Source organism: Streptomyces sp. NPDC104106 (genome assembly GCF_055584345.1).
In genome coordinates this window covers 157,270-182,863 of record NZ_JBVJMF010000014.1, presented here as the reverse complement: position 1 = coordinate 182,863, position 25,594 = coordinate 157,270, and the positions used below count along the sequence as shown (strand labels likewise).

General features: G+C 72.6%; 22 protein-coding genes. 14 read left to right on the top strand and 8 right to left on the bottom strand.

Annotated features, from left to right (window positions below; all coding sequences use genetic code 11):
* Positions 1–42: 42 nt before the first annotated feature.
* Complete coding sequence (locus ACZ60X_RS29455) at positions 43–2,355, bottom strand: beta-xylosidase/alpha-l-arabinosidase (RefSeq protein ID WP_469604756.1); 2,313 nt, start codon at positions 2,353–2,355, stop codon at positions 43–45.
* Between the two features lie 170 nt (positions 2,356–2,525).
* Between ACZ60X_RS29455 and ACZ60X_RS29450 the strand changes: the two genes are divergently transcribed.
* The 5 genes from ACZ60X_RS29450 to ACZ60X_RS29430 all read left to right on the top strand — a co-directional run bounded on the left by ACZ60X_RS29450 (position 2,526) and on the right by ACZ60X_RS29430 (position 7,928).
* Positions 2,526–3,548 carry a LacI family DNA-binding transcriptional regulator gene (locus tag ACZ60X_RS29450; protein WP_469604754.1) on the top strand — a complete coding sequence of 341 codons (1,023 nt, stop codon included), beginning with the start codon at positions 2,526–2,528 and terminating at the stop codon, positions 3,546–3,548.
* 102 nt (positions 3,549–3,650) lie between these two features.
* On the top strand, positions 3,651–5,006 hold the full coding sequence (locus tag ACZ60X_RS29445) for a glycoside hydrolase family 10 protein (protein ID WP_469604751.1): 1,356 nt from the start codon (positions 3,651–3,653) through the stop codon (positions 5,004–5,006).
* 121 nt (positions 5,007–5,127) lie between these two features.
* On the top strand, positions 5,128–6,135 hold the full coding sequence (locus tag ACZ60X_RS29440; RefSeq protein ID WP_469604923.1) for an LCP family protein: 1,008 nt from the start codon (positions 5,128–5,130) through the stop codon (positions 6,133–6,135).
* Between the two features lie 102 nt (positions 6,136–6,237).
* Positions 6,238–6,594: a YciI family protein gene (locus ACZ60X_RS29435; RefSeq protein WP_469604749.1), complete on the top strand. Its 357-nt coding sequence runs from the start codon at positions 6,238–6,240 to the stop codon at positions 6,592–6,594.
* Positions 6,595–6,638: 44 nt separating this feature from the next.
* Positions 6,639–7,928, top strand: a complete 1,290-nt coding sequence (locus ACZ60X_RS29430) for an RNA polymerase sigma factor (RefSeq protein ID WP_469604746.1) — start codon at positions 6,639–6,641, stop codon at positions 7,926–7,928.
* Here the strand turns inward: ACZ60X_RS29430 and ACZ60X_RS29425 are convergent.
* Positions 7,925–9,142: a class I SAM-dependent methyltransferase gene (locus ACZ60X_RS29425; RefSeq protein ID WP_469604744.1), complete on the bottom strand. Its 1,218-nt coding sequence runs from the start codon at positions 9,140–9,142 to the stop codon at positions 7,925–7,927. The two genes, ACZ60X_RS29430 and ACZ60X_RS29425, sit on opposite strands and share 4 nt — an antisense overlap.
* A gap of 90 nt (positions 9,143–9,232) precedes the next feature.
* Between ACZ60X_RS29425 and ACZ60X_RS29420 the strand changes: the two genes are divergently transcribed.
* From ACZ60X_RS29420 to groL, 4 genes are all read left to right on the top strand, one after another.
* Positions 9,233–10,171 carry a polysaccharide deacetylase family protein gene (locus ACZ60X_RS29420; RefSeq protein WP_469604741.1) on the top strand — a complete coding sequence of 313 codons (939 nt, stop codon included), beginning with the start codon at positions 9,233–9,235 and terminating at the stop codon, positions 10,169–10,171.
* Between the two features lie 347 nt (positions 10,172–10,518).
* Positions 10,519–11,358 (top strand): polysaccharide deacetylase family protein, encoded by an 840-nt coding sequence (locus tag ACZ60X_RS29415; RefSeq protein ID WP_469604738.1) that lies wholly within the window; start codon positions 10,519–10,521, stop codon positions 11,356–11,358.
* A 213-nt stretch (positions 11,359–11,571) separates the two neighbouring features.
* Positions 11,572–11,880, top strand: a complete 309-nt coding sequence (groES, locus tag ACZ60X_RS29410) for a co-chaperone GroES (protein WP_067050959.1) — start codon at positions 11,572–11,574, stop codon at positions 11,878–11,880.
* A 122-nt stretch (positions 11,881–12,002) separates the two neighbouring features.
* The gene (gene groL, locus ACZ60X_RS29405) at positions 12,003–13,631 is read left to right on the top strand and encodes a chaperonin GroEL (protein WP_469604735.1); all 1,629 of its coding nucleotides are present in this window, start codon (positions 12,003–12,005) and stop codon (positions 13,629–13,631) included.
* Between the two features lie 79 nt (positions 13,632–13,710).
* Here groL and ACZ60X_RS29400 read toward each other — a convergent pair whose 3' ends face one another.
* The 3 genes from ACZ60X_RS29400 to ACZ60X_RS29390 form a co-directional block, all read right to left on the bottom strand.
* Complete coding sequence (locus ACZ60X_RS29400; RefSeq protein WP_469604732.1) at positions 13,711–14,418, bottom strand: ester cyclase; 708 nt, start codon at positions 14,416–14,418, stop codon at positions 13,711–13,713.
* A gap of 99 nt (positions 14,419–14,517) precedes the next feature.
* Positions 14,518–15,291: an SDR family NAD(P)-dependent oxidoreductase gene (locus ACZ60X_RS29395; RefSeq protein WP_469604730.1), complete on the bottom strand. Its 774-nt coding sequence runs from the start codon at positions 15,289–15,291 to the stop codon at positions 14,518–14,520.
* Between the two features lie 74 nt (positions 15,292–15,365).
* Complete coding sequence (locus ACZ60X_RS29390) at positions 15,366–16,034, bottom strand: MOSC domain-containing protein (protein WP_469604727.1); 669 nt, start codon at positions 16,032–16,034, stop codon at positions 15,366–15,368.
* A 79-nt stretch (positions 16,035–16,113) separates the two neighbouring features.
* On the opposite strand from ACZ60X_RS29390, the gene ACZ60X_RS29385 reads away from it, so the two are divergent.
* On the top strand, positions 16,114–17,055 hold the full coding sequence (locus tag ACZ60X_RS29385; RefSeq protein WP_469604725.1) for a LysR family transcriptional regulator: 942 nt from the start codon (positions 16,114–16,116) through the stop codon (positions 17,053–17,055).
* A 114-nt stretch (positions 17,056–17,169) separates the two neighbouring features.
* On the opposite strand, the gene ACZ60X_RS29380 is transcribed toward ACZ60X_RS29385, so the two are convergent.
* Positions 17,170–17,499 (bottom strand): WhiB family transcriptional regulator, encoded by a 330-nt coding sequence (locus ACZ60X_RS29380; protein WP_469604723.1) that lies wholly within the window; start codon positions 17,497–17,499, stop codon positions 17,170–17,172.
* Positions 17,500–17,880: 381 nt separating this feature from the next.
* Here ACZ60X_RS29380 and ACZ60X_RS29375 point away from each other — a divergent pair, with 381 nt between their 5' ends.
* The 4 genes from ACZ60X_RS29375 (at position 17,881) to ACZ60X_RS29360 (ending at position 23,309) form a co-directional block, all read left to right on the top strand.
* The gene (locus tag ACZ60X_RS29375; RefSeq protein ID WP_003948568.1) at positions 17,881–18,492 is read left to right on the top strand and encodes a response regulator transcription factor; all 612 of its coding nucleotides are present in this window, start codon (positions 17,881–17,883) and stop codon (positions 18,490–18,492) included.
* Positions 18,493–19,784: 1,292 nt separating this feature from the next.
* Positions 19,785–20,372 (top strand): sigma-70 family RNA polymerase sigma factor, encoded by a 588-nt coding sequence (locus tag ACZ60X_RS29370; protein WP_469604720.1) that lies wholly within the window; start codon positions 19,785–19,787, stop codon positions 20,370–20,372.
* Positions 20,373–20,534: 162 nt separating this feature from the next.
* Positions 20,535–22,040 carry an IMP dehydrogenase gene (gene guaB, locus ACZ60X_RS29365; protein ID WP_469604716.1) on the top strand — a complete coding sequence of 502 codons (1,506 nt, stop codon included), beginning with the start codon at positions 20,535–20,537 and terminating at the stop codon, positions 22,038–22,040.
* 144 nt (positions 22,041–22,184) lie between these two features.
* Positions 22,185–23,309: a GuaB3 family IMP dehydrogenase-related protein gene (locus ACZ60X_RS29360; protein WP_469604713.1), complete on the top strand. Its 1,125-nt coding sequence runs from the start codon at positions 22,185–22,187 to the stop codon at positions 23,307–23,309.
* Positions 23,310–23,381: 72 nt separating this feature from the next.
* Here the strand turns inward: ACZ60X_RS29360 and ACZ60X_RS29355 are convergent, their stop codons facing one another.
* Together ACZ60X_RS29355 and ACZ60X_RS29350 are read right to left on the bottom strand one after the other, a co-directional pair.
* Positions 23,382–24,005 carry a hypothetical protein gene (locus ACZ60X_RS29355; RefSeq protein ID WP_469604711.1) on the bottom strand — a complete coding sequence of 208 codons (624 nt, stop codon included), beginning with the start codon at positions 24,003–24,005 and terminating at the stop codon, positions 23,382–23,384.
* Positions 24,006–24,176: 171 nt separating this feature from the next.
* Positions 24,177–25,385 carry a nucleotide sugar dehydrogenase gene (locus ACZ60X_RS29350; RefSeq protein ID WP_469604708.1) on the bottom strand — a complete coding sequence of 403 codons (1,209 nt, stop codon included), beginning with the start codon at positions 25,383–25,385 and terminating at the stop codon, positions 24,177–24,179.
* Between the last annotated feature and the right edge of the window lie 209 nt (positions 25,386–25,594).

The following is a 25,594-nucleotide window of genomic DNA, read 5'->3' as shown; positions in this document are numbered from 1 at the left end:
CCGCGTGGCGCCCCCTGGGCCCACACCTCCGCCGGGCGGCGTTCAGACCTCCTGCTCGCGCACCTCGCAGCGCAGCCGGCGCCGCGCCCCCACCACCCGCACCGGGCCGGTCAGTTCGAGCCGGGCCGTGTGCCGCACGTCCGCGCTCGACGCCGCCAGCCGCAGCTCCAGGGCGCCCGGCTCCACCACGCGGGTGCCCGTGCGGTCCGTGAAGGACGACAGGTCCGGATGGAAGCGGAAGGTCAGCCGGCGCCGGGCGCCGGGGGACAGTTCCACGCGCCGGTAGCCGATGAGCCGTACGTCGGGCCGGGTCACGCTCGCCACAGGATCGTGCAGATAGAGCTGGACGACCTCGGCGCCCGCCCGGTCGCCGGCGTTGCGGACGGTCAGCGACAGCTCGTACCAGCCGTCCGTGGTGATCTCGGCCGCGGGCGCCTCGACGTCCTCCCAGGCGAACGTCGTGTACGAGCGGCCGTGCCCGAACGGGAACAGCGGGGTCGGGTCCAGGCTGCTGACGTCGCCGGCCAGGCCCAGCGGCGGCTGGAGGTAGGTCCAGGGCTGGCCGCCGGGCACCCGGGGCACGCTCACCGGGAGCCGGCCGGAGGGGTTCACCCGGCCGGACAGCACCCCGGTGACGGCGGGGCCGCCCTCCTCGCCGGGGAAGAAGGCCTGCACGACCGCGCCGAGTCGGCCCTGCCAGCGGCCCAGCGCGTACGGCCGGCCGGTCAGCAGGACGAGGACCACGGGGACGCCCGTCGCCACCAGCGCGTCCAGCAACGCCGCCTGGACGCCCGGCAGTTCGAGGTCGGCCACGTCGCAGCCCTCGCCGGAGGTGCCCCGGCCGAACAGGCCCGCCCGGTCGCCGAGCACCGCCACGCACACGTCCGCCTCCGCCGCCTGGGCCACCGCCTCCGCGAAGCCGCCCGTGTCCGGGTCGTCGACCCCGCAGCCCGCCGCGAACGTGACCTTGGCGTCCGGGAGTTCGGCACGCAGCGAGTCGAGGACGGTCGGGATCTCGATGCCGAGCGGGACCTCCGGGTGGTGGGTGAGGACGTGGGAGGGGAAGGAGTAGCAGCCGAGCATGGCGAGCGCGTCCGCCGCGCGCGGGCCGACCACCGCGATCCGGGTGTCGGGGGCGAGCGGCAGCATCCCGTCGGGGTTGTCCAGCAGGACCACCGACTCCTCGGCCAGTTTCCGGGCCAGCGCCCGGTTCTGTGCCGAGTCCGGCTCCAGCCGCCCCTCCGGCTCCGGCCGCCAGCCCTCGTCCAGCAGGCCCAGCTCGCACTTCTGCTTCAGGACCCGGCGGGCCGCGCGATCCACCAGTGACTCCGGGACGCGGCCCTCGCGGACGGCGGTGACGAGCGGGATGCCGTAGCACTTGACGGTCGGCAGCTCGACGTCGAGGCCCGCCGCCAGCGCCAGACGGGCCGCCTCCGCCTCGTCCCCGGCGACCCGGTGCCGGCTCTGCAGGAACCCGACGCCGAAGTAGTCGGCGACCACCGTGCCGGTGAACCCCCACTCCCCGCGCAGCAGGTCGGTCAGCAGCCACGGGTCGGCGGAGGCGGGCACGCCGTCGGTCTCGGTGTAGGCGGCCATCACCGAGCGGGCCCCGCCCTCGCGCACCGCCATCTCGAAGGGCACCAGCGTGACGTCCGCGAACTCCCTGGTGCCCGCGCGCACCGGCGCCAGATTGCGGGCGCCGGCCGAGGAGGCGTACCCGGCGAAGTGCTTGAGCGTGGCGACCACCCCGGCCGACTCCAGGCCGCGCACATAGGCGGTGCCGATGGTGCCGACCAGGTACGGGTCCTCGCCGATCGTCTCCTCGACCCGCCCCCAGCGCGGGTCGCGGACGACGTCCAGGACGGGGGCGAGGCCCTGGTGGACACCGCAGGCGCGCAGGTCCTGGCCGATGCGCCGGCCCACCTCCTCGACCAGCGGCGGGTCGAAGGCCGCGCCCCAGGCGAGCGGCACCGGGTACGCCGTCGCGCGCCAGGCGGTGAACCCGGCCAGGCACTCCTCGTGCGCGACGGCCGGGATGCCGAAGCGGCCGGCCACCACGATCCGGCGCTGGGCGCGGGCCAGTGCCTGCGCGCCCAGCGCCGGGTCCACGGGGGCGGTGCCGAAGGAGCGGGTCAGCTGGCCGAGGCCGCGGGTGATCAGCTCGTCCCAGTCATCGGCGGTGGCGTCGGCCGTCATCTCGCGCTGGAGCGGTGCGACGCCGTCGCCGTCCGTGGCGGCGCCCACCCACACGCCGTACAGCTGGGCGGCCTTCTCCTCAAGGGTCATCCGGGAGAGCAGGTCGGCCACGCGGGCGTCGGCGGGCAGGGCGGGGTCGCGCCAAGGAGCGATGGTCATGGGACTCCCGTCAGACTCGGCTGGCTCGGCTGGCTCGGCTGGCTCGGCTGGCTCGGCTGGCTCGGCTGAATCGCGTGCGCGAATGTTTCGTAGAGTATTCCGAATGTTCCGGGAACCTATGGCGGGCACAGGCCTTCGTCAAGAGGTCCGGCGGGGATACGATCCCGGGCATGAAACCTTCGAAGCCCACAGAAACGCAGACGGCGACGCTCGCCGAAATCGCCCGTGAGGCCGGGGTGTCCGCTCCGACTGTTTCGAAGGTGCTCAACGGCCGCGCCGATGTCGCCCCGGCGACCCGCACCCGGGTCGAGGAACTGCTGCGCGCCTACGGCTACCGGCGCCGGCGCGCCGAGGCCTCCCGCTCCCCGCTGATCGACCTGGTCTTCCACGAGCTGGAGAGCGCCTGGGCGATGGAGGTCATCCGGGGCGTGGAGAACGTGGCCCGCGACGCGGGGCTGAGCGTCGTGCTCTCGGAGTCGGCCGGCCGGCTCACCCCGGGCCGCACCTGGGCCGACCAGGTCGCCGCGCGCCGTCCGCACGGGGTGGTGCTCGTGCTGTCCGGGCTCGACGAGTCGCAGCGGGCCCTGCTGCTGAGCCGGTCCATCCCGTTCGTGGTGATGGACCCGGCCGGCGACCCGGGCCCGGACGTGCCCTCCATCGGCGCCACCAACTGGCAGGGCGGCCTCGCCGCCACCCGCCACCTGATCGAACTCGGCCACACCCGGATCGGCGCGATCAGCGGCCCGTCCCGGATGATGTGCAGCCGCGCCCGGGTCGACGGCTACCGGGCCGCGCTGGAGACGGCCGGGCTGCCCGTCGACCCCTCGCTGATCGTGGGCGGCGACTTCCACCACGACGCCGGCTACCGGCTCGGCCTGGAGCTGCTGCGCCGCCCCGACCGGCCCACCGCCGTCTTCGCGGGCAACGACCTGCAGGCGCTCGGCCTGTACGAGGCGGCCCGCGAGCTGGGGCTGCGCATCCCGGAGGACCTCAGCGTGGTCGGCTTCGACGACCTGCCGGTGGCCCGCTGGGTGGGCCCGCCGCTGACGACCGTACGCCAGCCGCTGACCGAGATGGCCGAGGCGGCCGCCCGGCTGGTGCTGGAGCTGGGGCGCGAGCAGCAGGAGCCGGCGGCGACGCGCGTGGAGCTGGCGACGAGCCTGGTGGTGCGGTCGAGCACGGCGGCGCCGTGACGCCGGTGGCCGGAAGGTGACGTATTGACGGGTGGGGTGCGCGCGCCCACACTCCTCCGAAGCCAATCGGTTGCTGGACCGAAACTTTCGGAGGTATTTCCCGTGAGATCTCTGAGAATCGGCTTACCGCTCGCTTCCCTGCTGACCGGTGCGGCGCTGCTGCTGACGGCGCCCGCGGCGCACGCCGCCGACACTCCCTTGCGCGACCTCGCCGCCGCGCAGGGCAAGGTCGTCGGCACCGCCGTCACCGGCTCCGAGCTCACCGGCACCTACGGCGACATCGCCGGGGCCCAGTTCGGTTCGCTGACCCCCGGCAACGCCATGAAGTGGGGGACGGTCGAGCCCGTCCGGGGGACCTTCGACTGGACGGAGGCGGACCGGATCGTCGCCTTCGCCCAGGCCCACCACCAGCAGGTGCGCGGCCACACCCTGGTCTGGCACAGCCAGAACCCGAGCTGGCTGACGAACGGCAGCTGGACCCCCGCGCAGCTCAGCGGCCTGCTCCAGAACCACATCAGCACCGAGGTCGGCCGCTACAAGGGCGAGATCGCCTCCTGGGACGTGGTCAACGAGCCCTTCAACGAGGACGGCAGCTACCGCTCCACCCTCTGGTACGACGGACTCGGCCCGGGCTACATCGCCGACGCCCTGACCTGGGCGCACGCGGCCGACCCGGCCGCCAAGCTGTACATCAACGACTACAACGTCGAGGGCCTGGGCGCGAAGTCCGACGCCCTGTACAACCTGGTCAGGTCGCTGAAGGCGCAGGGCGTCCCGATCGACGGCGTCGGCCTCCAGGCCCACCTGATCCTCGGCCAGGTGCCGGCCACGCTCCAGCAGAACATCCAGCGCTTCGCCGACCTCGGCGTGGACGTGGCGATCACCGAGCTGGACATCCGCATGCAACTGCCCGCCGACGGCACGAAACTCGCCCAGCAGAAGGCCGACTTCCACTCCGTAATCGCCGCCTGCGCCGCCGTGACCCGCTGCGTCAACGTCACGGTGTGGGGCTTCACCGACGCCGACTCCTGGGTGCCGGGCACCTTCCCGGGGTACGGGGCGGCGACGCCGTACGACGAGAACTACCAGCCGAAACCGGCGTACTACGGCATCGCCACCGCCCTCGGGGGCGGCGACGCGGGCGGGGGCACCCCTCCGCCGACCGGTGCCTGCACCGCCGCCTACAGCGTGAGCAGCCAGTGGAGCACCGGCTTCACCGGCCAGGTGACCATCTCCTGCACCGGGGCCTCGCTGTCGTCCTGGAAGGCGGACTGGACCTTCGGCGCGGGCCAGCGGATCACCCAGGCATGGAACGCCACCTGCACCCAGACGGCGGCGGCGGTCTCCTGCGCGAACGCCCCGTACAACGGGACCGTCGCGGACGGGAGTTCGGTGACGTTCGGCTTCAACGGGTCCTGGAGCGGCAGCAATCCGGCACCCACGGTGACGCTGGGATGAGAAATTCCGAAGAAAACCGTTTCTCACCGCTTCCGCTCACACTCCCCTAACAATTCGGACTTACGTTCCTGTCGTGACGCGACTTGAGGAGCGGGGCGAGCGGGACGGCACGGGCGGACGGGTGGGCCGACGGTCGAGCGCGCTGAAGACCGTCGGTCTCGCCCTGGCGGGGTTCCTGGTGCTGGGCGCGGCTGTCACCGGCTGGGCGTACTGGCACCTGGACCACAACATCAAAGGCGTCGACATCAACACCGCGCTCGGCGACGACCGGCCCGCCAGGGCGGTGACCACCCCCGCCGCGACGGCCGCCTCCCCGCTGCCGTCCGGCTCGCTGAACATCCTGGTCCTCGGCTCGGACTCGCGCAGCGGCAAGGCCGACCAGGAGCTGGGCGGCGGCGACAGCTCCGGCGCCCGCTCGGACACGGCGATGGTCGTGCACGTCGACGCGGGCCGCACCCGGGCCACCGTGGTCAGCATCCCGCGCGACACCCTCGTCACCCGCCCGTCCTGCCCGCTGTCCGGGGGCCGCGGCACGGCGGTGGCGTACGGCGCGATGTTCAACACCGCCTACGAGGTGGGCGGGCCGGTGTGCGCCGTGAAGACCGTCGAGTCGATCACCGGCGTCCGCATGGACCACTTCATCGGGGTCGACTTCTCCGGCTTCGCCCGGCTGGTGGACGCGCTCGGCGGGGTCACCGTCACCACCGACCAGGACATCCACGACGTCGACAGCCACCTCGACCTGAACGCCGGCACCCACCATCTCGGCGGCACGCAGGCCCTGGCCCTCGCCCGCACCCGGCACGGCATAGGCGACGGCAGTGACCTCGGCCGGATAGGGCTCCAGCAGAAGCTGGTCAAGGCGCTGCTGGCGCAGATGGCGCACACCAGCCTGCTCACCGACCCGGCCGAGCTCTACCGGGTCGCCGACGCGGCCACCGCGAGCCTCACCACCGACACCGGTCTGGACTCGCTGAACGCGCTCATGCGGCTCGGCCAGAGCCTGAAGGGCCTCACGGCCGACCGGGTGACGACGGTGATGATGCCGGTCGTCACCGCCCCCTCCGACCCCAACCGGGTGATTGCGAAGGAACCGGCGGCGGGCGAGCTGTGGGCGTCGCTGCGCTGAAGAAGAATTGTTTTCCGGGGACGTGTCGATCCCGGGCCCTCCCGATCGACGCACGGGTGAGCGGCGGGGACGGACCCCGCTGCCTGACCCGAGGGAGTCACCATGCCCCGCTACCTGTCGATCGTGCGCGTCGACGAGACCACCGCGCCCCCCGAGGGCCCCAGCCCCGAGCTGAGGGAGCGGATGGGCGCCCTCATCGAGGAGATCACCAAGGCCGGCGTCATGCTCGACACGGCCGGGCTGACCCCGCAGAGCCAGGGCAAGCGCGTGCGCTGGGAGGGCGGCCGGCTCACCGTCACCGACGGGCCGTTCACCGAGTCGAAGGAGGTCATCGGCGGCTACGCCATCACCCAGTGCAAGGACATGGACGAGGCCCTGGAATGGACCAAGCGGTTCGTGAAGACCCACGAGGAGTACTGGACGGTGACCTGCGAGGTGCGGCAGATCGCCGAGGGCTGAGCGGTCCTGGCGCGGGGCCGGCCGGGGGTGTTGCATGGTGGGCTGTGGAAGCACAGCCCGCCGTGGCCCCGCCCGGCACCCCGGACGCGGCCGTGGCGCACGCCATCGAGACCGTCTTCCGGCTGGAGTTCCCCCGTGTCGTCGCCGGTGTCGCCCGGCTCGTCCGGGACGTCGGCATCGCCGAGGAACTGGCCCAGGACGCCCTGGTCGCCGCCCTGGAGCGCTGGACGCGCGACGGGGTGCCCGACAACCCAGGCGCCTGGCTCACGGCCACCGCCCGGCACCGCGCCGTCGACCTGATCCGGCGCCGCGAGACCTACGCCCGCAAGCTCGCCGAGATCGGCCGGGACCTTCGGACGGCGCCTCCTTCGTACGACGCGCCGGCCGACCCGGAGGACATCGACGACGACCTGCTCCGGCTGGTGTTCACCACCTGTCACCCCGTGCTGTCCCCCGAGGCCCGCACCGCGCTCACCCTGCGCATGGTCGGCGGCCTGACCACGGCCGAGATCGCCCGCGCCTACCTGGTCCCGGAGCCGACGGTCGCCCAGCGGATCGTCCGCGCCAAGCGCACCCTGGCGAAGCGGAACGTCGCCTTCGAGGTGCCCTACGGCCCCGACCGCGCCGCGCGCCTCGGCTCGGTCCTGGACGTCATCTACCTGGTCTTCAACGAGGGGTACGCGGCCACGGCCGGCGACGACTGGCTGCGCCCCGGCCTGTGCGAGGACGCGCTGCGCCTGGCCCGCCTCCTGTCCGCGCTGATGCCCGAGGAGCCCGAGGTGCACGGCCTGACCGCGCTGCTGGAGTTCCAGGCCTCCCGCACGGCCGCCCGCACGGGCCCCGGGGGCGAGCCGGTCCTGCTGGAGCACCAGAACCGCCGCCGCTGGAACCGGCCGCTCATCGCCCGCGGCGTCAGCGCCCTGGACCGCGCCAGGGCCACCGCGAGCGGACCCCCCGGCCCGTACGCCCTCCAGGCGGCCATCGCCGCGTGCCACGCGCGCGCGTACCGCTACGAGGACACCGACTGGCGCGCGATCTCCACCCTGTACGCCCTGCTCGCCGCCCGCGCCCCCTCGCCGGTGGTCGAACTGAACCGCGCGGTCGCCGTGGCCATGGCGGACGGCCCGGCACAGGGCCTGGAACTGGTGGACACCCTGAGCGCCGACCCCGCGCTGCGCGACTACCACCTGCTCCCCAGCGTCCGCGCCGACCTGCTCCGTCGTCTCGGCCGCACGGCGGAGGCCCGCGCGGAGTTCACCCGGGCGGCGGGGCTGGCGCGCAACGAGAGGGAGCGGGAACTGCTGCGGCGCCGGGCGGACGAACTGCCGGCCTAGGCGGGCCGGCCGACCAGCATCGTGGGCGCCCCCGCCACCCGGGTCAGGAACACCGTCGCCGCGTTCGGGCCCTGGGGCTTGACCTTCTTGCGCAGTTCCTCCGGCTCCACCGCCGAGCCGCGCTTCTTCACGGTCAGCGTGCCGACCTCCCGCTCGCGCAACAGCGCTTTCAACTTCTTGACGTTGAAGGGGAGCCGGTCGGTGATCTCGTAGGCGGTGGCGTACGGCGTCGGGCGGTGCGCGTCGGCGGTGACGTAGGCGATGGTGGGGTCGATCAGCCCGCCGGACAGTTCCTGCGCCACCTCGGCCACCAGGTGCGCCCGGATCACGGCGCCGTCGGGCTCGTACAGGTACCGGCCGACCGGCCGTACCGCGGGGTCGGGCAGGCCGCGGCCGAGGAGGGTGCGCGGGCCGGGCAGCAGGGTGGCCCGCACGGCGCCGGGCGCGCCGGTGCCGAACCACAGCACCGCCTCCTTCACGTCCCCGCCGTCGGAGATCCACTCGGCCTCGGCGTCGGTGGGGACCGCCTCGTGCGGGACGCCGGGGGCGATCTTCAGGGCGGCGTGCGGTGCCGTACGTGCGGCGCCGATCGCCCAGGACAGCGGCGGTGAGTACGCCTCGGGATCGAAGATCCGCCCGCCCGTCGCCCGGCCACCGCCCCTCACCGACGTGCTTCGCGCGGCCCCGCCTGGTCCGCCGCCGCGCCGCGCGGGATCCGCGAACACGGCGTCGTACCCGGCGGTGTCCACCTCCGTCACATCGGCCTCGCGGACCTCGATCAGCTCATGGAGCCCCAGCGCCTCGGCGTTCGCCCGCGCGACGGCCGCCGTCGCCGGGTCCCGGTCCACGGCGAGCACCCGGATCCCGGCCCGCGCCAGCGCGATCGCGTCCCCGCCGATGCCGCAGCACAGATCGGCGACGGACGTCACGCCGAGGGCCTTGAACCGCTCGGCGCGGTAGGCCGCCACGGCGGCTCGGGTGGACTGCTCGACCCCGTTCGGGGTGAAGAACATCCGCCGCGCGTCCGCCGCCGCGAACTTCGCCGCCGCCCGCTGCCGCAGCCGGGCCTGGCCCAGCGCGGCCGACACCAGGTCGGCCGGATGGTCGCGGCGCAGACGGGTGGCGACGGCGAGTTCGTCGGCCGGGGCGATGTCGCGGACCTCGTCGAGGAGGGCGCGGCCTTCGGGGGTGAGCAGGAGAGCGAGGTCGTTCACCGGCTCATTGTGGGCCAGCCGGTGGATGAGGCGCCCGCGGCGGAGGTGTCGGCCGGGGTTCCGGAGGGGGGCCTGGGAGGATCCGGCACCATGCGCACAGTAGGACGAAATGAAAAAAATGCGGCCGAAGCCGGCTCCCGTGACCGGTCCCGCCTCGACCACGCGGCCCTCGGCTGCACAGCCGCCGTCCTGGCCTGCGCCGCCGCCCTCCTCTCCGGCTGCGCCGGGCCCACCGAGACCCGCCCCGCACCCGGCCCGCGCGGCCTCGGACAGGCCCTGAGCCCGCAGGCCCGCGAGGCCGCCGAACACGCCCGCCTCGTGGCCGCCGCCAAGCGCTGGGGTCTGGACCAGGTCCCGCTGACGCCCCCGCCGCCGCCCAGGCAGAAGCCCAGGATCACCGCCCGGCCCGGCTTCGAGGTGGACCACCAGGAGGACTGGCACCTGCCCCCGGTCTTCACCACCGTCCCCACCGACAAGAAGATCGTGTTCCTCACGATCGACGACGGCTCGGAGAAGGACCCGAACTTCCTGCGGATGATGCGGGAGCTGAAGATCCCGTACACCGCCTTCCTCAGCAACTACGTGATCGAGGACGACTACGGCTACTTCCGCGCCATGCAGGCGCAGGGCCACACCCTGAACAACCACACCCTGCACCACCCCTACCTGCCGGGCATGTCGTACGAGCAGCAGAAGGACGAGATCTGCGGCATGCAGCGGATCATGAAGAAGCAGTTCGGCAGGGCACCCACCGTCATGCGCTTCCCCTACGGCGACTACAACCAGGACAGCCTGCGCGCCGCCAAGGCCTGCGGCATCAAGTACGCGCCGATCTGGAACGAGGAGGTGTACGTCGACCACTGGGAGTACCGCGAGGACGACCAGAAGATGCGCCGGGGCGACATCGTCCTGACCCATTTCCGCGGCCGCTCCGAGTGGAACGGCACGATGGCCGACGACATGCGCCGCTTCCTGAACAAGGTCACGCGCGAGGGCTACGCCGTGGCCCGCCTGGAGGACTACCTGTGACGCGCGGGAGGAGCCCGTGGGTCCCGCCCCGCCGGCGAACTCCCGCCCCCCGCACCGAGCCCCCGCCCAGCCCCCGCGAGGGCGCGATCCCGGCCCCCCGAAACCCCGCACCCCAAGTCCTCGCCGCGCGCGCGAGGCGTGCCCCCGGGACGGACGACGCAAGCGTGCCGGCCGCGCGGGGGCGCGGCCACACGGCCGGTCCCGGGCAGCGCCCGCGCCGGCCCGTGGCCGCCGTTGTCCTCCGTGCCGTCAGTCGCTGGTGGGACAGCGTCTGTGGCGGGTGTACCGGGGCTGGACGTGTGCCGTGCGGGGGCCTGGGTCCGGTGTGTCGGGAGGCCGGGCTCGCGGTGGCCGCTGGGCGTGGTCGGTGCCGGGTTCTGGCCGGTGTACTCCTGGCCGCCCTTTTCCTCGCCGGTTGCGCGCAGTCCGTCGACCCCATCGAACGCCTCGGGAGGAAGGCCGCCGAACAGGTCCGGTCGCATGCCCCGCACCGCTCCGCCGCGGACCAGGGGTACCGCCGCTGGGGCCTCGCCGAGCCCCTGGCCCGGCCGCCCCGGCCGGCCGCCCGCGGCCTCGCCCTCACCCCGCACAGCGCGGGCCACTCCCTGCCCCGGGTCCTGGACCACGTCCCCACCCGTGACCCGGTCGTCTTCCTCACCTACGACGACGGCGCCGACAAGGACCCCCGCTTCGTCGACATGGTCCGCGACCTGCGGCTGCCGGTCAGCCTGTTCCTCACCGACAGCGTGGCCGGACCCCGCTACGACCACTTCGCCCGGCTGCGCGCACTGGGCGCCGGCATCCAGAACCACACCCTCGACCACCACGCGCTGGCCGGACTGCCCTACGCCGGCCAACGCGCCGAGATCTGCGGCCAGCAGGACCGCCTCCGCTCCAGCCTCGGCCTGCGCCCCCGCCTCTTCCGCCCGCCCTACGGCACGTACGACACCACCACCCTGCGCGCCGCCGCCGACTGCGGCATCTCCGCGCTCGTCCTGTGGCGCGTCGTCACGACCCCGACCGACCTGGCCTACACCCGCGGCGAACACCGTCTGGGCCCCGGCGACATCGTCCTGGTCGGCCCGGGCGGGGCGAGCGGCCGGATCCTGCGCGACCGCACGGTCAGGGTGCTGCGCCGGGCGCAGAAGAGGGGGCTGACGGTGGGGCGGCTGGAGGACTACCTGTAGGCGGCCTGGGGACCGTCTTCGGCCGACGCGCCGTGCGCATTGGCACTCCGCTTGACCGAGTGCTAATCGCGGTCATAGTCTCGGCTCTGGCACTCGACGCGTGAGAGTGCCAACAAAAGCGACGGGCAGGTCCGGCACCCGCGACGACGGATCCTCCTGGTCGCCACCTCAGACAGTTAACCCCGTGAGATCTCCGAAGGGGGAGGTCGGATCGTGACGACCACCAGCTCCAAGGTTGCCATCAAGCCGCTCGAGGACCGCATCGTGGTCCAGCCGCTCGACGCCGAGCAGACCACCGCCTCTGGCCTGGTCATCCCGGACACCGCGAAGGAGAAGCCCCAGGAGGGCGCCGTCCTCGCCGTGGGCCCGGGTCGCTTCGAGAACGGCGAGCGCCTGCCGCTCGACGTCAAGGTCGGCGACGTCGTCCTCTACAGCAAGTACGGCGGCACCGAGGTGAAGTACAACGGCGAGGAGTACCTCGTCCTCTCGGCCCGCGACGTCCTCGCGGTCATCGAGAAGTAATCACCCCGAGCGAACCTCTGCTCCTGAGCTGCGCCCCTGGCCCCCGCGACCGATAACGAAGCCGGGCGCCCGGGGCGCAGTCGTCTTTACACCCACAGATTTCCGAGAGGGCTTCCGCTGTCATGGCGAAGATTCTGAAGTTCGACGAGGACGCCCGTCGCGCCCTTGAGCGCGGCGTCAACAAGCTGGCCGACACGGTGAAGGTGACGATCGGCCCCAAGGGCCGCAACGTCGTCATCGACAAGAAGTTCGGCGCCCCCACCATCACCAACGACGGTGTCACGATCGCCCGCGAGGTCGAGATCGAGGACCCGTACGAGAACCTCGGCGCGCAGCTGGTGAAGGAGGTGGCGACCAAGACCAACGACATCGCGGGTGACGGCACCACCACCGCCACCGTGCTCGCCCAGGCCCTGGTGCGCGAGGGTCTGAAGAACGTCGCCGCCGGCGCCTCCCCGGCCGCCCTGAAGAAGGGCATCGACGCCGCCGTCGCCGCCGTCTCCGCCGACCTGCGCGCCACGGCCCGCCCGATCGACGAGAAGTCCGACATCGCCGCCGTCGCCGCGCTGTCCGCCCAGGACCAGCAGGTCGGCGAGCTGATCGCCGAGGCGATGGACAAGGTCGGCAAGGACGGTGTCATCACCGTCGAGGAGTCCAACACCTTCGGCCTGGAGCTGGACTTCACCGAGGGCATGGCCTTCGACAAGGGCTACCTGTCGCCGTACTTCGTGACGGACCCGGAGCGCATGGAGGCCGTCCTCGAGGACCCGTACATCCTCATCCACCAGGGCAAGATCTCCGCCATCCAGGACCTGCTGCCGCTGCTGGAGAAGGTCATCCAGGCCGGCACCTCCAAGCCTCTGCTGATCATCGCCGAGGACGTCGAGAACGAGGCCCTGTCGACCCTGGTCCTCAACAAGATCCGCGGCATCTTCAACGCGGTCGCGGTCAAGGCCCCCGGCTTCGGCGACCGCCGCAAGGCGATGCTGCAGGACATGGCCATCCTCACCGGTGCCACGGTCATCGCCGAGGAGGTCGGCCTCAAGCTCGACCAGGCCGGCCTGGACGTGCTGGGCTCCGCCCGCCGCGTGACGGTCACCAAGGACGACACCACCATCGTCGACGGTGCCGGCAACTCCGAGGACGTGCACGGCCGCGTCGCCCAGATCAAGGCCGAGATCGAGAACACCGACTCCGACTGGGACCGCGAGAAGCTCCAGGAGCGCCTCGCGAAGCTGGCCGGCGGCGTGTGCGTGATCAAGGTCGGCGCCGCCACCGAGGTGGAGCTGAAGGAGAAGAAGCACCGTCTGGAGGACGCCATCTCCGCGACCCGTGCCGCGGTCGAGGAGGGCATCGTCTCCGGCGGTGGCTCGGCTCTCGTCCACGCGGTGAAGGTCCTGGAGGACAACCTCGGCAAGACCGGCGACGAGGCCACGGGTGTCGCGGTCGTCCGCCGCGCCGCCGTCGAGCCGCTGCGCTGGATCGCCGAGAACGCCGGCCTGGAGGGTTACGTCATCGTCTCCAAGGTCGCCGAGCTGGAGAAGGGCAACGGCTACAACGCCGCCACCGGCGAGTACGGCGACCTGGTCAAGGCCGGCGTCATCGACCCGGTGAAGGTCACCCGCTCCGCCCTGGAGAACGCCGCCTCCATCGCCTCCCTGCTGCTCACGACCGAGACCCTGGTCGTCGAGAAGAAGGAAGAGGAGCCGGAGACCGCGGGCCACGGCCACAGCCACGGCCACGCCCACTGAGCCACGCCGCTCAGAGCGCACTCGCGCGAAGGCCCGGCGCCCCGGAAGGGGTGCCGGGCCTTCGCCCGTTCCCCGGCGCTCAGTGCTCCAACTCGTCCAGCGCCCCCAGCTGCTGCATCAGCCCCAGCTGGTCGTGCTGCCACCACAGCTCGGCGATCTTCCCCTCGTCCGTGGACCGGAACAGCGTCATCCCGGTCATGGTGACCTGCCGGCCGGTGGCCGGGATGCCCAGGAAGTCGCCCTTGTGCGTGGCGTGCCACGTCCAGCGGGCGCAGGCCCGGTCGCCCTGGACGAGCGCGTCCTCGACACCGAACCCGAAGTCGAAGCCGCCGCGCCACATCCGGAACTCGGCGCGGGCGTTGTCCAGCCCGATGGTGTCCTGCGGGTTGATCGGATCGTGACTGTGGACGTCCTCGTCCAGCAGGTCGTTGAGCGGCGGCAGTTCGCCCGGTGACTCGAGCGCCGCGAAGAACCGCCGTACGGTCTCCTCGGCCAGCCGCTCGTCGCGCACGACGTCCAGGTCCGTGAACGCCGGCATCTCGTCGCACAGGGCGAGCAGCCCCTGGAAGATCTTGTCGGTCTCCGGGAGGTTCGAGTTCCGCATCGCCTCCTCGTACGACGGGAACTCCACCACCTCCACGATGTGCTCCGCGTCCGAGCGGTCCTTGCCGACCAGCGCGTGCGTCGCCGTCCGCTTCCCCTTCGTCCCGGCGACCCAGTCGTCGATGAGCCGGTTCATCTCGTCCAGCCGGCTCGTCCTGCACTCGATGAGCTGTACGAAGGTCATGACGCCGCCTCCCGGCCCCCCTGGCCCGGTCTTTCCGTCACGCCCATTTTCGCCCCGTTCACGCATCGGGGCGACGGCGTCACCCGCGTCCTCGGCGGGCTACTGCGGCCCGTACTTGCGCCCCGTCTTCGAGGTGATCCCGCCCAGCAGCCCCCGGGGCGTGACCTTCACCAGGCCCATCAGGGCCTTGTAGCGCGGGTCGGGGACCGAGAGCGACTTGCCGCGCGCCAGATCGGCCAGGGCCGCCGCGACCAGCTTGTCGGCGTCCAGCCACATCCAGCCCGGGATGTTGTCCGTGCCCATCCCGGCCCGCTGGTGGAACTCGGTGCGCACGAAGCCGGGGCACAGGGCCATCAGCCGCACGCCGCTGCCGGCCAGGTCCTTCGCCGCGCCCTGGGTGAACTGCACGACCCACGCCTTGGAGGCGCCGTAGGTGCCGCGCGGCACGAAGGCGGCCACGGAGGCGACGTTGACGATCCCGCCCCGGCGCCGCTCGCGCATCGCCTCGGCCGCCGCCGACGTCAGCCGGAGCACCGCCTCGCAGTGCACCTTGAGCATCCGCAGCTCGTCGGCCAGGGCCACGTCCAGATAGCGGCCCTTGTTGCCGAAACCGGCGTTGTTGACCAGCAGGTCGACCGGGTTCTTCCGGTCGGCGAGCCGGTCCGCCACCGTCTCGATGCCCTTGTCCTCGGACAGGTCGGCGCTCAGCACCTCCACCTCGATGCCGTGCCGGTCGTGCAACTCGGTGGCCTGCTCGCGCAGCCGCTTCGCGTCCCGTGCCACCAGGACGAGGTCATGCCCGTCAGCCGCCAGCCGCCGCGCGAACGCGGCGCCGATCCCCGCGGTCGATCCCGTAATCAGAGCCGTTGTCATGGCCCAAGGGTAGTGACCCGGACCGACAGCCTCCGCTGCCGCGGGCTTCCGCGTGGAGACCGGCTGACGGCCGCTCAGCTCCGCTGCCGCGCCACGTACTTGCGGGCCGCCGCCAGCGCCTCCGGGTGCAGCGCCGCGCCCGCCGCGAGCAGCCGCGGCAGCAGTTCCCGCTCGGTGGTGGACGCGCGGAACTCCATCGCCGCCGTCACCCCGTGGTCCGGCCGGTGCACGATCTCGACCGCATCGCCCGCGCGGATCTCGCCCGGTTCGATCACCCGGAGGTAGGCACCCGTTGCCGCCTTCCGTGTGAATCTCCTGACCCAGCCGCGCTCGCCCAAATGGCCCTGGAACGTGCGGCACGGGATCCGGCCCGAGGTCACTTCCAGGACCAGCTCGGCACCGATCCGCCAGCGCTCGCCGATCAGTGCCCCGGAGACGTCCAGGCCCCCGGTCGTCAGGTTCTCCCCGAAGCAACCGTTGGCCAACGGTCTGCCGAGTTCGCGCTCCCAGTCGTCGAGGTCCTCGCGCGCGAAGGCGTACACCGCCTGGTCGTCACCGCCGTGGTGCCGCAGGTCGCACACCGCGTCGCCGGCGAGCCCGCTGCCGGCGGCCCCTTTGGGACCCGGCGCCGTCACCCGCACCGGCCCGTCGACCGGCTTCTTGTCGATGCCCGTCACACCCTCCGCCTGGTCCGTGTACGGCACCGGCTGCGGGCGGCCAAGATTGACCGAGAGAACCTTCATGGGCGCACGGTACGGGAAGCGCCTCAAAGCGTCGAGCGAGTATCGGGCATCCCCTCCAAGGGGGGCTTATGCTCGAAGGGTGATCGAGGCCCGCCATCTCCGCGTCCTGCGCGCCGTCGCCGCCACCGGCTCCTTCTCGGCGGCGGGGCGCGAACTGGGCTGCACCCAGCCCGCCGTCAGCCAGCAGATGAAGGCCCTGGAGACCTCGGTCGGCACCCCGCTGCTGGTGCGCACCGGCCGCGAGATGCGCCTGACCCAGGCCGGCGAGGCCCTCGTCCGGCACGCCTCCGGCATCCTCGCCGGGCTCACCGCCGCCGAGGAGGAGGTCGCCGCCATCGCCGGCCTGCGCGCGGGCCGCGTCCGGCTGGTCTCCTTCCCCAGCGGCAGCTCCACCCTCGTCCCGACGGCCCTGGCCGCCCTGCGCGCCGCCCACCCCGGCACCCGCGTGTCCCTGGAGGAGGCCGAGCCCCCGAAGTCCGTCGAACTGCTCCGCGAGGGCGACTGCGACCTGGCCCTGGCCTTCCGCTACGCCGGGGCGGCGGCCGCCGAGGACTGGGACGACCTGGTCGTACGACCCCTGCTGACGGACCGGTTGGTGGCCCTCGTGCCCGAGCGGCACCGCCTCGCGCGCGCGGAGAGCGTCGCCATCGGCGAGCTGGCCCGCGAACCCTGGATCGCGGGCTGCCCGCGCTGCCGGGGCCAGCTGGTCGAGGTGTGCGAGGGGGCGGGCTTCACCCCGCGCATCGACTTCGCCACCGACGACTACCCCGCGGTGGTCGGCCTGGTCGGCGCGGGCCTCGGCGTCGCGGTGCTGCCGCAGCTCGCGGTGGAGTCGGTACGGCCGAGAGGCGTGCGCACCGTCCGGCTGGAACCGGCGGTGCGGCGCGAGATCGTCGCCCTCACCCTGCCCGACCTGGCACAGGTGCCGGCCGTGGCGGCGACCCTGGAGCAGCTCGCCCGCGCCGCCACCCGCGCGCAGGGGCAGCCGCGCGGACCGGAGAGCCTCACGGTGCGCGCGTAGCGGGCAGGGGCGGACCCGGCCGCGCGGGGAGGGGCAAGACGGCGCGACGGCGGCCGCGAGAGGCACGGGCACGCGTGCGCGTGCCCGCCGGAAAGTAGGTGCAGAAACGTTCCTTCAGTGGCTTGCGGCGGTGTTCCCGGTGGTGCTCGATGCGGACACCAGCCGGTTGCGAGCCCGCCCCATCAACTCTTCGCGTTCGTCCTCGGTCAGGCCGCCCCACACGCCGTACGGCTCGCGCACCGCCAGGGCGTGCGCCGCGCACTCCGCACGGACAGGGCACCTCATGCAGACCTCTTTGGCCGAGTTCTCACGAGCGCTCCGAGCCGCCCCTCGCTCGCCCTCCGGGTGGAAGAAGAGCGAGCTGTCCACGCCGCGGCAGGCAGCCAGCAGCTGCCAGTCCCACAGGTCAGCGTTCGGTCCGGGAAGGCGGGAGAAATCTGCCATTACGTGACCCCTTGCAGCCGTTCTGGGCGGATACGGTGCCAACGACCGTACATCTCCGGTCTAAGGAGATGAAAATATGACTCATTGCGAATCTAGCCTCGGACATCCCGAAACGGGAAGAAAAGCGGCCGAATGGGGCATAGGTTGTGATGAAAAGTTGAGGGTCTGTTGGCCATGTCTGCACCGTGTCGAGACCCTCACGTAGAGTGCCGATGACGGTATGCAGCCCCGTAACTCTTTCGAGTGACCGTCGTTGAGAGTGCGGAGGCGGTTGAGAACACCGGCACTCGGGCAGGCGTCCGAGGCGGTCGACCGCACAGGTGACGATTCCGTACCAGCCTGGAGGCTCAAGGTGACGCGCATCAGCTGCGGAGGGCGGTCATGACATCCGTCCTCGTCTGCGACGACTCCCCGCTTGCCCGAGAAGCGCTCCGCCGCGCGGTCGCGACCGTGCCCGGTGTCGAGCGTGTGACGACGGCGGCCAACGGCGAGGAAGTCCTCCGCCGCTGGGGCGCCGACCGCTCCGATCTCATCCTGATGGATGTGCGCATGCCCGGCCTGGGCGGCGTGGAAACCGTGCGCCGTCTGCTCTCCGCCGACCCGGGCGCGCGCATCATCATGCTCACCGTCGCCGAGGACCTCGACGGTGTGGCTCTCGCCGTCGCCGCCGGTGCCCGCGGGTATCTGCACAAGGACGCCTCGCGCGCGGAGTTGCGCGCGACGGTGACCCAGGCGCTCGCCGACCCGACCTGGCGGCTGGCCCCGCGCCGGCTGCGCTCAGCGGAGATGGGCGCCGCGCCCACGCTCACCGCGCGCGAGATCCAGGTTCTGGAGGGTATGAGTCACGGCCGCTCCAACGCGGAGATCGGCCGCGAGCTGTTCCTCTCCGAGGACACGGTCAAGACGCACGCGCGCCGCCTGTTCAAAAAGCTCGGCGCCTCCGACCGGGCCCACGCGGTGGCACTCGGCTTCCGGTGGGGGCTGGTGCGGTAACCGGTGGGGCCGGTCGCCGGTGGCTTCGAACGCCGGTGGGGCCGGTCGCCGGTGTCCGGCCGCGGGGCCGGCGGCGCGGTTCGGTGCCGCTGGCTGACGGGGTGGGCGGGATACGTCGGTGTCGGGCAGGGCGCGCCGCCCACGAAGCGGCGGCCGGTCGTGCCCGGGGCTCCGCACCTCCCCGACCGGCGGATCCGCACCCCCGGGTGGCAGCCGTCGGCCGGTGTGCCCGCGCGGGACGGAACGCGGCGACCCCTCGACGCCGCGCTCGGTACCCGGTGCCCTCGCGGCCGTTGCACCCGGCAAATCACGCGCGGCGATCCTCGGCTCGGTCGCTCGGTCGCTCGGTCGCTCGGTCGCTCGGTCGCTCGGTCGCTCGGCCTCACCGGCCGCTGGCGCGTCCGGAGCGTCCCTCGCCCGACGGCAGGGGCGCCCGTCCGACGCTGTACCACTGGCGCGCCCGACCGGCCGCGGCGCTTCGCATCCCCGGTCCGACGCGGCGGTCCGGCCTTGGCGTCAGTTGCGCCCCGGCCACCCGGTCCCACGTCCTTCGGCGGCGGCATTCCGGCCGTCGGGAGGCACCCCTGTGGTCCGTCCGCTCGGGTGGGCGCTCGTGCCTTCGGCCGTTGGGAGGCACGGCTGTGGGTCCGTCCGGCCGTGCGGCCCGGTCGTGCCTTCGGCCGTTGGGAGGCAGGGCTGTCGACGCGTCCCTTCATGCTGACCCGGTCGGGTGCGACCGGGCCGGCCCACGCGGTGTCTTCGCCCTGCGCCGGCAGAGTGATCCGACGGCCCCTGGAGGCGGCAGTGAGGGCTCTTCGAGAGGTGGACCCGGTCACACTTCGGGGCGTTTGCCTCGGATCGTCGGCAAGACGTCCGCCGGCGCGCGGGAGCGGACCGTACGCCGGGCGCAGGGTGCCGTCGCGCGCGGGGCCGGGCCTGAACTGCCGTACGGCAAGGCGCAGGTCGGCGGGGTTCCGCCGGGCCGGGCGGGCAGCGGTGGCCGGTGTCGTACGGGGCGCATCGGGGCGCACATGCCTGGGGCGCGCACGCTCCGGGCGCACCACCTCGTCGGACATCTCGGCGGTGGTGCGCAAGGCGGCCCGCCGGACGCGCGCTGCTCGTTTCGGCGCGGATGCCGCATCCTTGAGATTGTGGAGTCTCTCGGGGACGAGTCGGTCGAGCGGAAGGGGAGGGCGCAGGAGATGAGTGCCGGCGCACCTGCTCATAACGCTTCGGTGCACAACCACGAACACGATGCGACGGACCGGACGGCCGCAAGGCACCATGGACCGATGCGCGAGGACGATGCGGGCACGGCCCAGGGGGCGATCGGTGCGCTCGTGCATCGTGCCGTCGACGGAGACGAGCAGGCCACGCACGACCTGCTCGCCCATGTCCACCCCCTCGCACTGCGCTACTGCCGCACCCGGCTGTCCCGGCTGCCGGGCGACGCGCGCCACTTCGTCGAGGACCTCGCCCAGGAGGTCTGCGTCGCGGTCCTGCTCGCCCTGCCGCGCTACCGCGACACCGGCCGCCCCTTCGAGGCGTTCGTCTTCGCCATCGCCTCGCACAAGGTGGCCGACCTCCAGCGCGCGGCCATGCGCCACCCGGGCTCCACGGCCGTCCCCTCGGACGAGATGCCGGAGCGCCCCGACGACTCGCTCGGCCCCGAGGAACGCGCCCTGCTCAGCAGCGACGCCGCCTGGGCCAAGAAGCTGCTGGCCAACCTCCCGGAGAACCAGCGTGAACTGCTCCTGCTGCGGATCGCCGTGGGCTTGACCGCGGAGGAGACGGGGCAGATGTTGGGAATGTCACCCGGCGCGGTCCGGGTCGCCCAGCACCGCGCGCTGAGCCGTCTGCGCGCCCTCGCCGAGCAGTAACCCCCTTGGTCGCGGCCCCTGTCGTCCTGCCGTGAACAGGCACGTACTCGCTTCCGTACGAACATACGAAGCCCGAAGTCACTCGGTACCGTGGAATTTGCTAGCGACGCTTCCCGTTAGCATGGACATCCGCACCGATCAAGGCCATTTGGGGAAGGTGTCATGACTGCCAACGTCGACGGAGTGCCCGGTAAATTCGCGACACTCGGGCTGACCTACGACGACGTGCTGCTGCTGCCGGGTGCATCCGAGGTGCTCCCCAACGCGGTCGACACCTCGTCCCGCATCTCGCGCAACGTCCGGGTGAACATCCCGCTGCTGTCGGCGGCGATGGACAAGGTGACCGAGTCCCGTATGGCGATCGCGATGGCCCGGCTCGGCGGTGTGGGCGTGCTGCACCGCAACCTCTCCGTCGAGGACCAGGTCAACCAGGTCGACCTGGTGAAGCGGTCGGAGTCCGGCATGGTCACCGACCCGATCACGGTGCACCCGGAGGCGACCCTCGCCGAGGCGGACGCGCTGTGCGCGAAGTTCCGGATCAGCGGTGTCCCGGTCACCGACCCGGCCGGCAAGCTGCTCGGCATCGTGACCAACCGGGACATGGCCTTCGAGAGCGACCGCAGCCGCCGCGTGCACGAGGTCATGACCCCGATGCCGCTGGTCACCGGCAAGGTCGGCATCTCCGGCCCGGAGGCCATGGAGCTGCTGCGCAAGCACAAGATCGAGAAGCTGCCGCTGGTCGACGACGCGGGCGTCCTCAAGGGCCTGATCACCGTCAAGGACTTCGTCAAGGCCGAGCAGTACCCCAACGCCGCGAAGGACGCGGAGGGCCGGCTCCTCGTCGGTGCCGCGGTCGGCGCGAGCCCGGAGGCCCTCGAGCGTGCCCAGGCGCTCGCCGAGGCCGGTGTGGACTTCCTGGTCGTCGACACCTCGCACGGCCACAACAGCAACGCGCTGAGCTGGATGTCCAAGATCAAGTCCAGCGTGTCCGTCGACGTGATCGGCGGCAACGTCGCCACCCGTGACGGCGCCCAGGCGCTGATCGACGCCGGTGTGGACGGCATCAAGGTGGGCGTGGGCCCGGGCTCCATCTGCACCACCCGCGTGGTGGCCGGCATCGGTGTCCCCCAGGTCACCGCCATCTACGAGGCGTCCCTCGCGGCCCGTCCCGCCGGTATCCCACTGATCGGCGACGGCGGCCTGCAGTACTCCGGTGACATCGGCAAGGCGCTGGCCGCCGGCGCCGACACGGTGATGCTGGGCAGCCTCCTCGCCGGTTGCGAGGAGTCTCCGGGCGAGCTGCTGTTCATCAACGGCAAGCAGTTCAAGTCGTACCGCGGCATGGGCTCGCTCGGCGCCATGCAGTCGCGCGGCCAGGGCAAGTCGTACTCCAAGGACCGCTACTTCCAGGCCGAAGTGACCTCCGACGAGAAGCTCGTGCCCGAGGGCGTCGAGGGCCAGGTGCCCTACCGCGGTCCGCTCTCCAACGTCCTGCACCAGCTCGTCGGCGGCCTGCGCCAGACCATGGGCTACGTCGGCGCCGCCACCATCGAGGAAATGGAGTCCAAGGGCCGCTTCGTGCGGATCACCTCGGCGGGTCTGAAGGAGAGCCACCCCCACGACATCCAGATGACCGTCGAGGCGCCGAACTACAGCGGCGCGAGCTGACCCGGCGTCCCACGCGTGCGTGAAGCCCCCATGACGGCGGCCCCGGAAACTCCGGGGCCGCCGTTGTCGTACCTGCGGAGGGCTTCTGTCGTACCCGTCGGCGATACTGGAAGACGCTGAAACGCATCAGGGAAAGGCCAAGACGTGACTGAGATCGAGATCGGGCGCGGCAAGCGCGGCCGCCGGGCGTACGCCTTCGACGACATCGCCGTCGTCCCCAGCCGCCGTACGCGGGACCCGAAGGAGGTCTCGATCGCCTGGCAGATCGACGCCTACCGCTTCGAGCTGCCCTTCCTGGCCGCACCCATGGACTCGGTCGTCTCGCCGGCTACCGCGATCCGCATCGGTGAGCTGGGTGGTCTGGGGGTCCTCAACCTGGAGGGCCTGTGGACGCGCTACGAGGACCCGCAGCCGCTGCTGGACGAGGTCGCCGAGCTGGACGCCGAGCGGGCGACCCGCCGGCTGCAGGAGATCTACGCGGCGCCGATCAAGGAGGAGCTGATCGGCGCGCGCATCAAGGAGGTGCGCGACTCCGGCGTGGTCACGGCGGCCGCGCTCTCCCCGCAGCGCACCGCCCAGTTCTCCAAGGCGGTCGTGGACGCGGGCGTGGACATCTTCGTCATCCGGGGGACGACGGTCTCCGCGGAGCACGTGTCGTCCTCGCACGAGCCGCTGAACCTCAAGCAGTTCATCTACGAGCTGGACGTCCCGGTGATCGTCGGCGGCTGCGCCACCTACACCGCGGCCCTGCACCTGATGCGCACCGGCGCGGCCGGTGTCCTGGTCGGCTTCGGCGGCGGCGCCGCGCACACCACGCGCAACGTGCTGGGCATCCAGGTCCCGATGGCCACGGCCGTCGCCGACGTGGCCGCGGCCCGCCGGGACTACATGGACGAGTCCGGCGGCCGGTACGTGCACGTGATCGCGGACGGCGGCGTCGGCTGGTCCGGCGACCTGCCCAAGGCGATCGCCTGCGGCGCCGACGCGGTGATGATGGGGTCCCCGCTGGCCCGCGCCACGGACGCGCCCGGCCAGGGCCACCACTGGGGCATGGAGGCGGTCAACGAGGAACTGCCCCGCGGCCAGAAGGTCGACCTCGGCACGGTCGGCACGATCGAGGAGATCCTCACCGGCCCGTCCCACACCCCCGACGGCTCGATGAACTTCTTCGGCGCCCTGCGCCGCGCCATGGCCACCACCGGCTACAGCGAGCTGAAGGAGTTCCAGCGCGTCGAGGTCACCGTCGCGGACAGCCAGCACCGCCGCTGACGCACCCGCGCGGGAAGGGCCCGGCCACCGAGCAGGTGGCCGGGCCCTTCCCGCTGCCGTCGCCGGCGTGGCTCACGCGGCCGACTTCTTGGCCCCCGAGAACGCGGCGAACGCGGCGAAGGCGAAGAAGAGGAAGGTCAGCGGGTCGGCGTCCTGCTTCCACCCCTCCTGGACCACGGAGAAGTGCTGGAAGAACAGCTCGCCGAAGCCGATGTGCAGCGCCTTGGCGCCGATCATGGCCTCGCCGACCAGCTGGCCGACGTACACCGCGCCGAGCGCGAGGACGGCGCTCGCCACGGGCAGGACCGGGTTGCGGCCGCCCGCCTTGCCGGCCGCGAGGCCGATGACGAAGCCGACGCCGACGGCCGCATAGCCGATCTCGTGCTTGGTGGCGCCGATGACGAGGCCGTAGAGCGCGGCGGTGGCCACGGAGGCGACGAGCGCGGCGACCAGGCCGAGCACGAGGTTGTTCCGGGCCGGAGCGGGCGGCGCGGGCGGTCCCGCGAAGGCGCCCGGCTGCTGCGGGTACGGCGCACCGGCGGGCGGCTGCTGGGCGTACGGGTTCGGCCCCGCCGCACCGGGCGGCTGCTGGGCGTACGGGTTCGGGCCCGCCGGGCCCGGCTGCTGCGGGGCGTACGGGTTGGCGCCGAACGGACCGGGCTGCGGTGGCTGCGGCGGTGGTGCTGACTGGCTCATGACAGAAATCCCCCCGATGTGGAACGCGGCTGAAGGACGGGAACGAAAACCCCCGGCACGCGCGTGCGTGGCGAGTCCGGGGGAGATTAACAGCCGGTGCCGACAACGCCCCTGGCAGTTTTCCGTCCGTGACCGGCCCGGCCGGTCGCGGCGGCGCCGGTCGCGGTGTCGTCAGAGCCGGTGCGCCGCTCCGGTCGGGGTCGCGCCCCGGGTGTCCAGCAGGAGCTGGGCCTTCACCGACAGGCCCTGGAGATCGTACGTCCGGTGCTGCTGGAGCAGGATCGTCAGGTCGGCGTCGGCGGCCGTCTCGTAGAGCGAGTCCGCGCGCGGCACCGGGCGGTCCAGGACGCTCCACGCCGGCACGTACGGGTCGTGGTAGCTCACCGAGGCGCCCAGCTCCATCAGCCGGATCGCGATCTCCTGGGCCGGGGTGCCCTGCAGGTCGGCGAGGTCGGCCTTGTAGGTGACGCCGAGCAGGAGCACGCGCGCGCCCCGGGCGGACTTGCCGTGCTCGTTGAGGAGGGCGGCGGCGCGCTGGACGACGTAGCGGGGCATGCGGTGGTTGACCTGCTGGGCCAGTTCGACGATGCGCAGGGTGCGGATGGCGTGGCCGGTCAGGTCCTGGGGGACGCCGTGTCCGCCGACGCCGGGGCCGGGGCGGAAGGCGTGGAAGCCGAACGGCTTGGTCTCCGCGCACCGGATGACGTCCCACAGGTCGATGCCCAGCTCGTGGCAGAGCACGGCCATCTCGTTGACCAGCGCGATGTTGACGTGCCGGAAGTTGGTCTCCAGCAGTTGCACGGCCTCCGCCTCGCGCAGCCCGCGCGCGCGGACCACCTTGTCGGTGAGCCGGCCGTAGAACGCGGCGGCCGACTCGGTGCAGGCGGGGGTGAGGCCGCCGATGACCTTGGGGGTGCCGGCGGGGGCGTGGTCGCGGTTGCCGGGGTCGACCCGGCTCGGCGCGTAGGCGAGGTGGAAGTCGCGGCCGGCGCGCAGCCCCGAGCCCCGCTCCAGCAGCGGGCGCAGGAACTCCTCGGTGGTCCCCGGCAGCACGGGGGACTCCAGGATGACGGTGGTGTGCGGGCGCAGCCGCTCGGCCAGGCTGCGGGCGGCCGCCTCCACCTGGCCGAGGTCGAGCCCGCCGTCGGCGCCGCGCGGGGTCGGCGCGCAGATCACGGCGGTGCGCACCCGGCCGAGCTGTGCGGGGTCGGTGCCGGGCCGGAAGCCCGCGGCGTGCATCCGGCGCAGCTCGGCGGGGCTGAGCGAGCCCGCCTCGGGGCCGGTGGCGTAGCCGATGGTGGAGATCCCTGCGGCGACGGCGGCCTGGGCGAGCGGCAAGCCGTAGGGACCGAGTCCGATGACGGCGAGGTCTGCGGGCATGGCGTGGGCCGTCCTTCCCAGGAGCCGAAGTGGGACAGGTGCGCAACCGCTGTGGACAGCATGAGCGAGTGCACTGCCAGACTAGGTACACATATGACCGTTATGTGTGATTGTGTTTGTGTGTCTTCCGGAGGTTGTGCGCGAGTTATCCACAGGCCGGGGAGTCCGTGGTGGCTGAAGTCGGCCGGGCCGGTCAGAATTTGGGCATG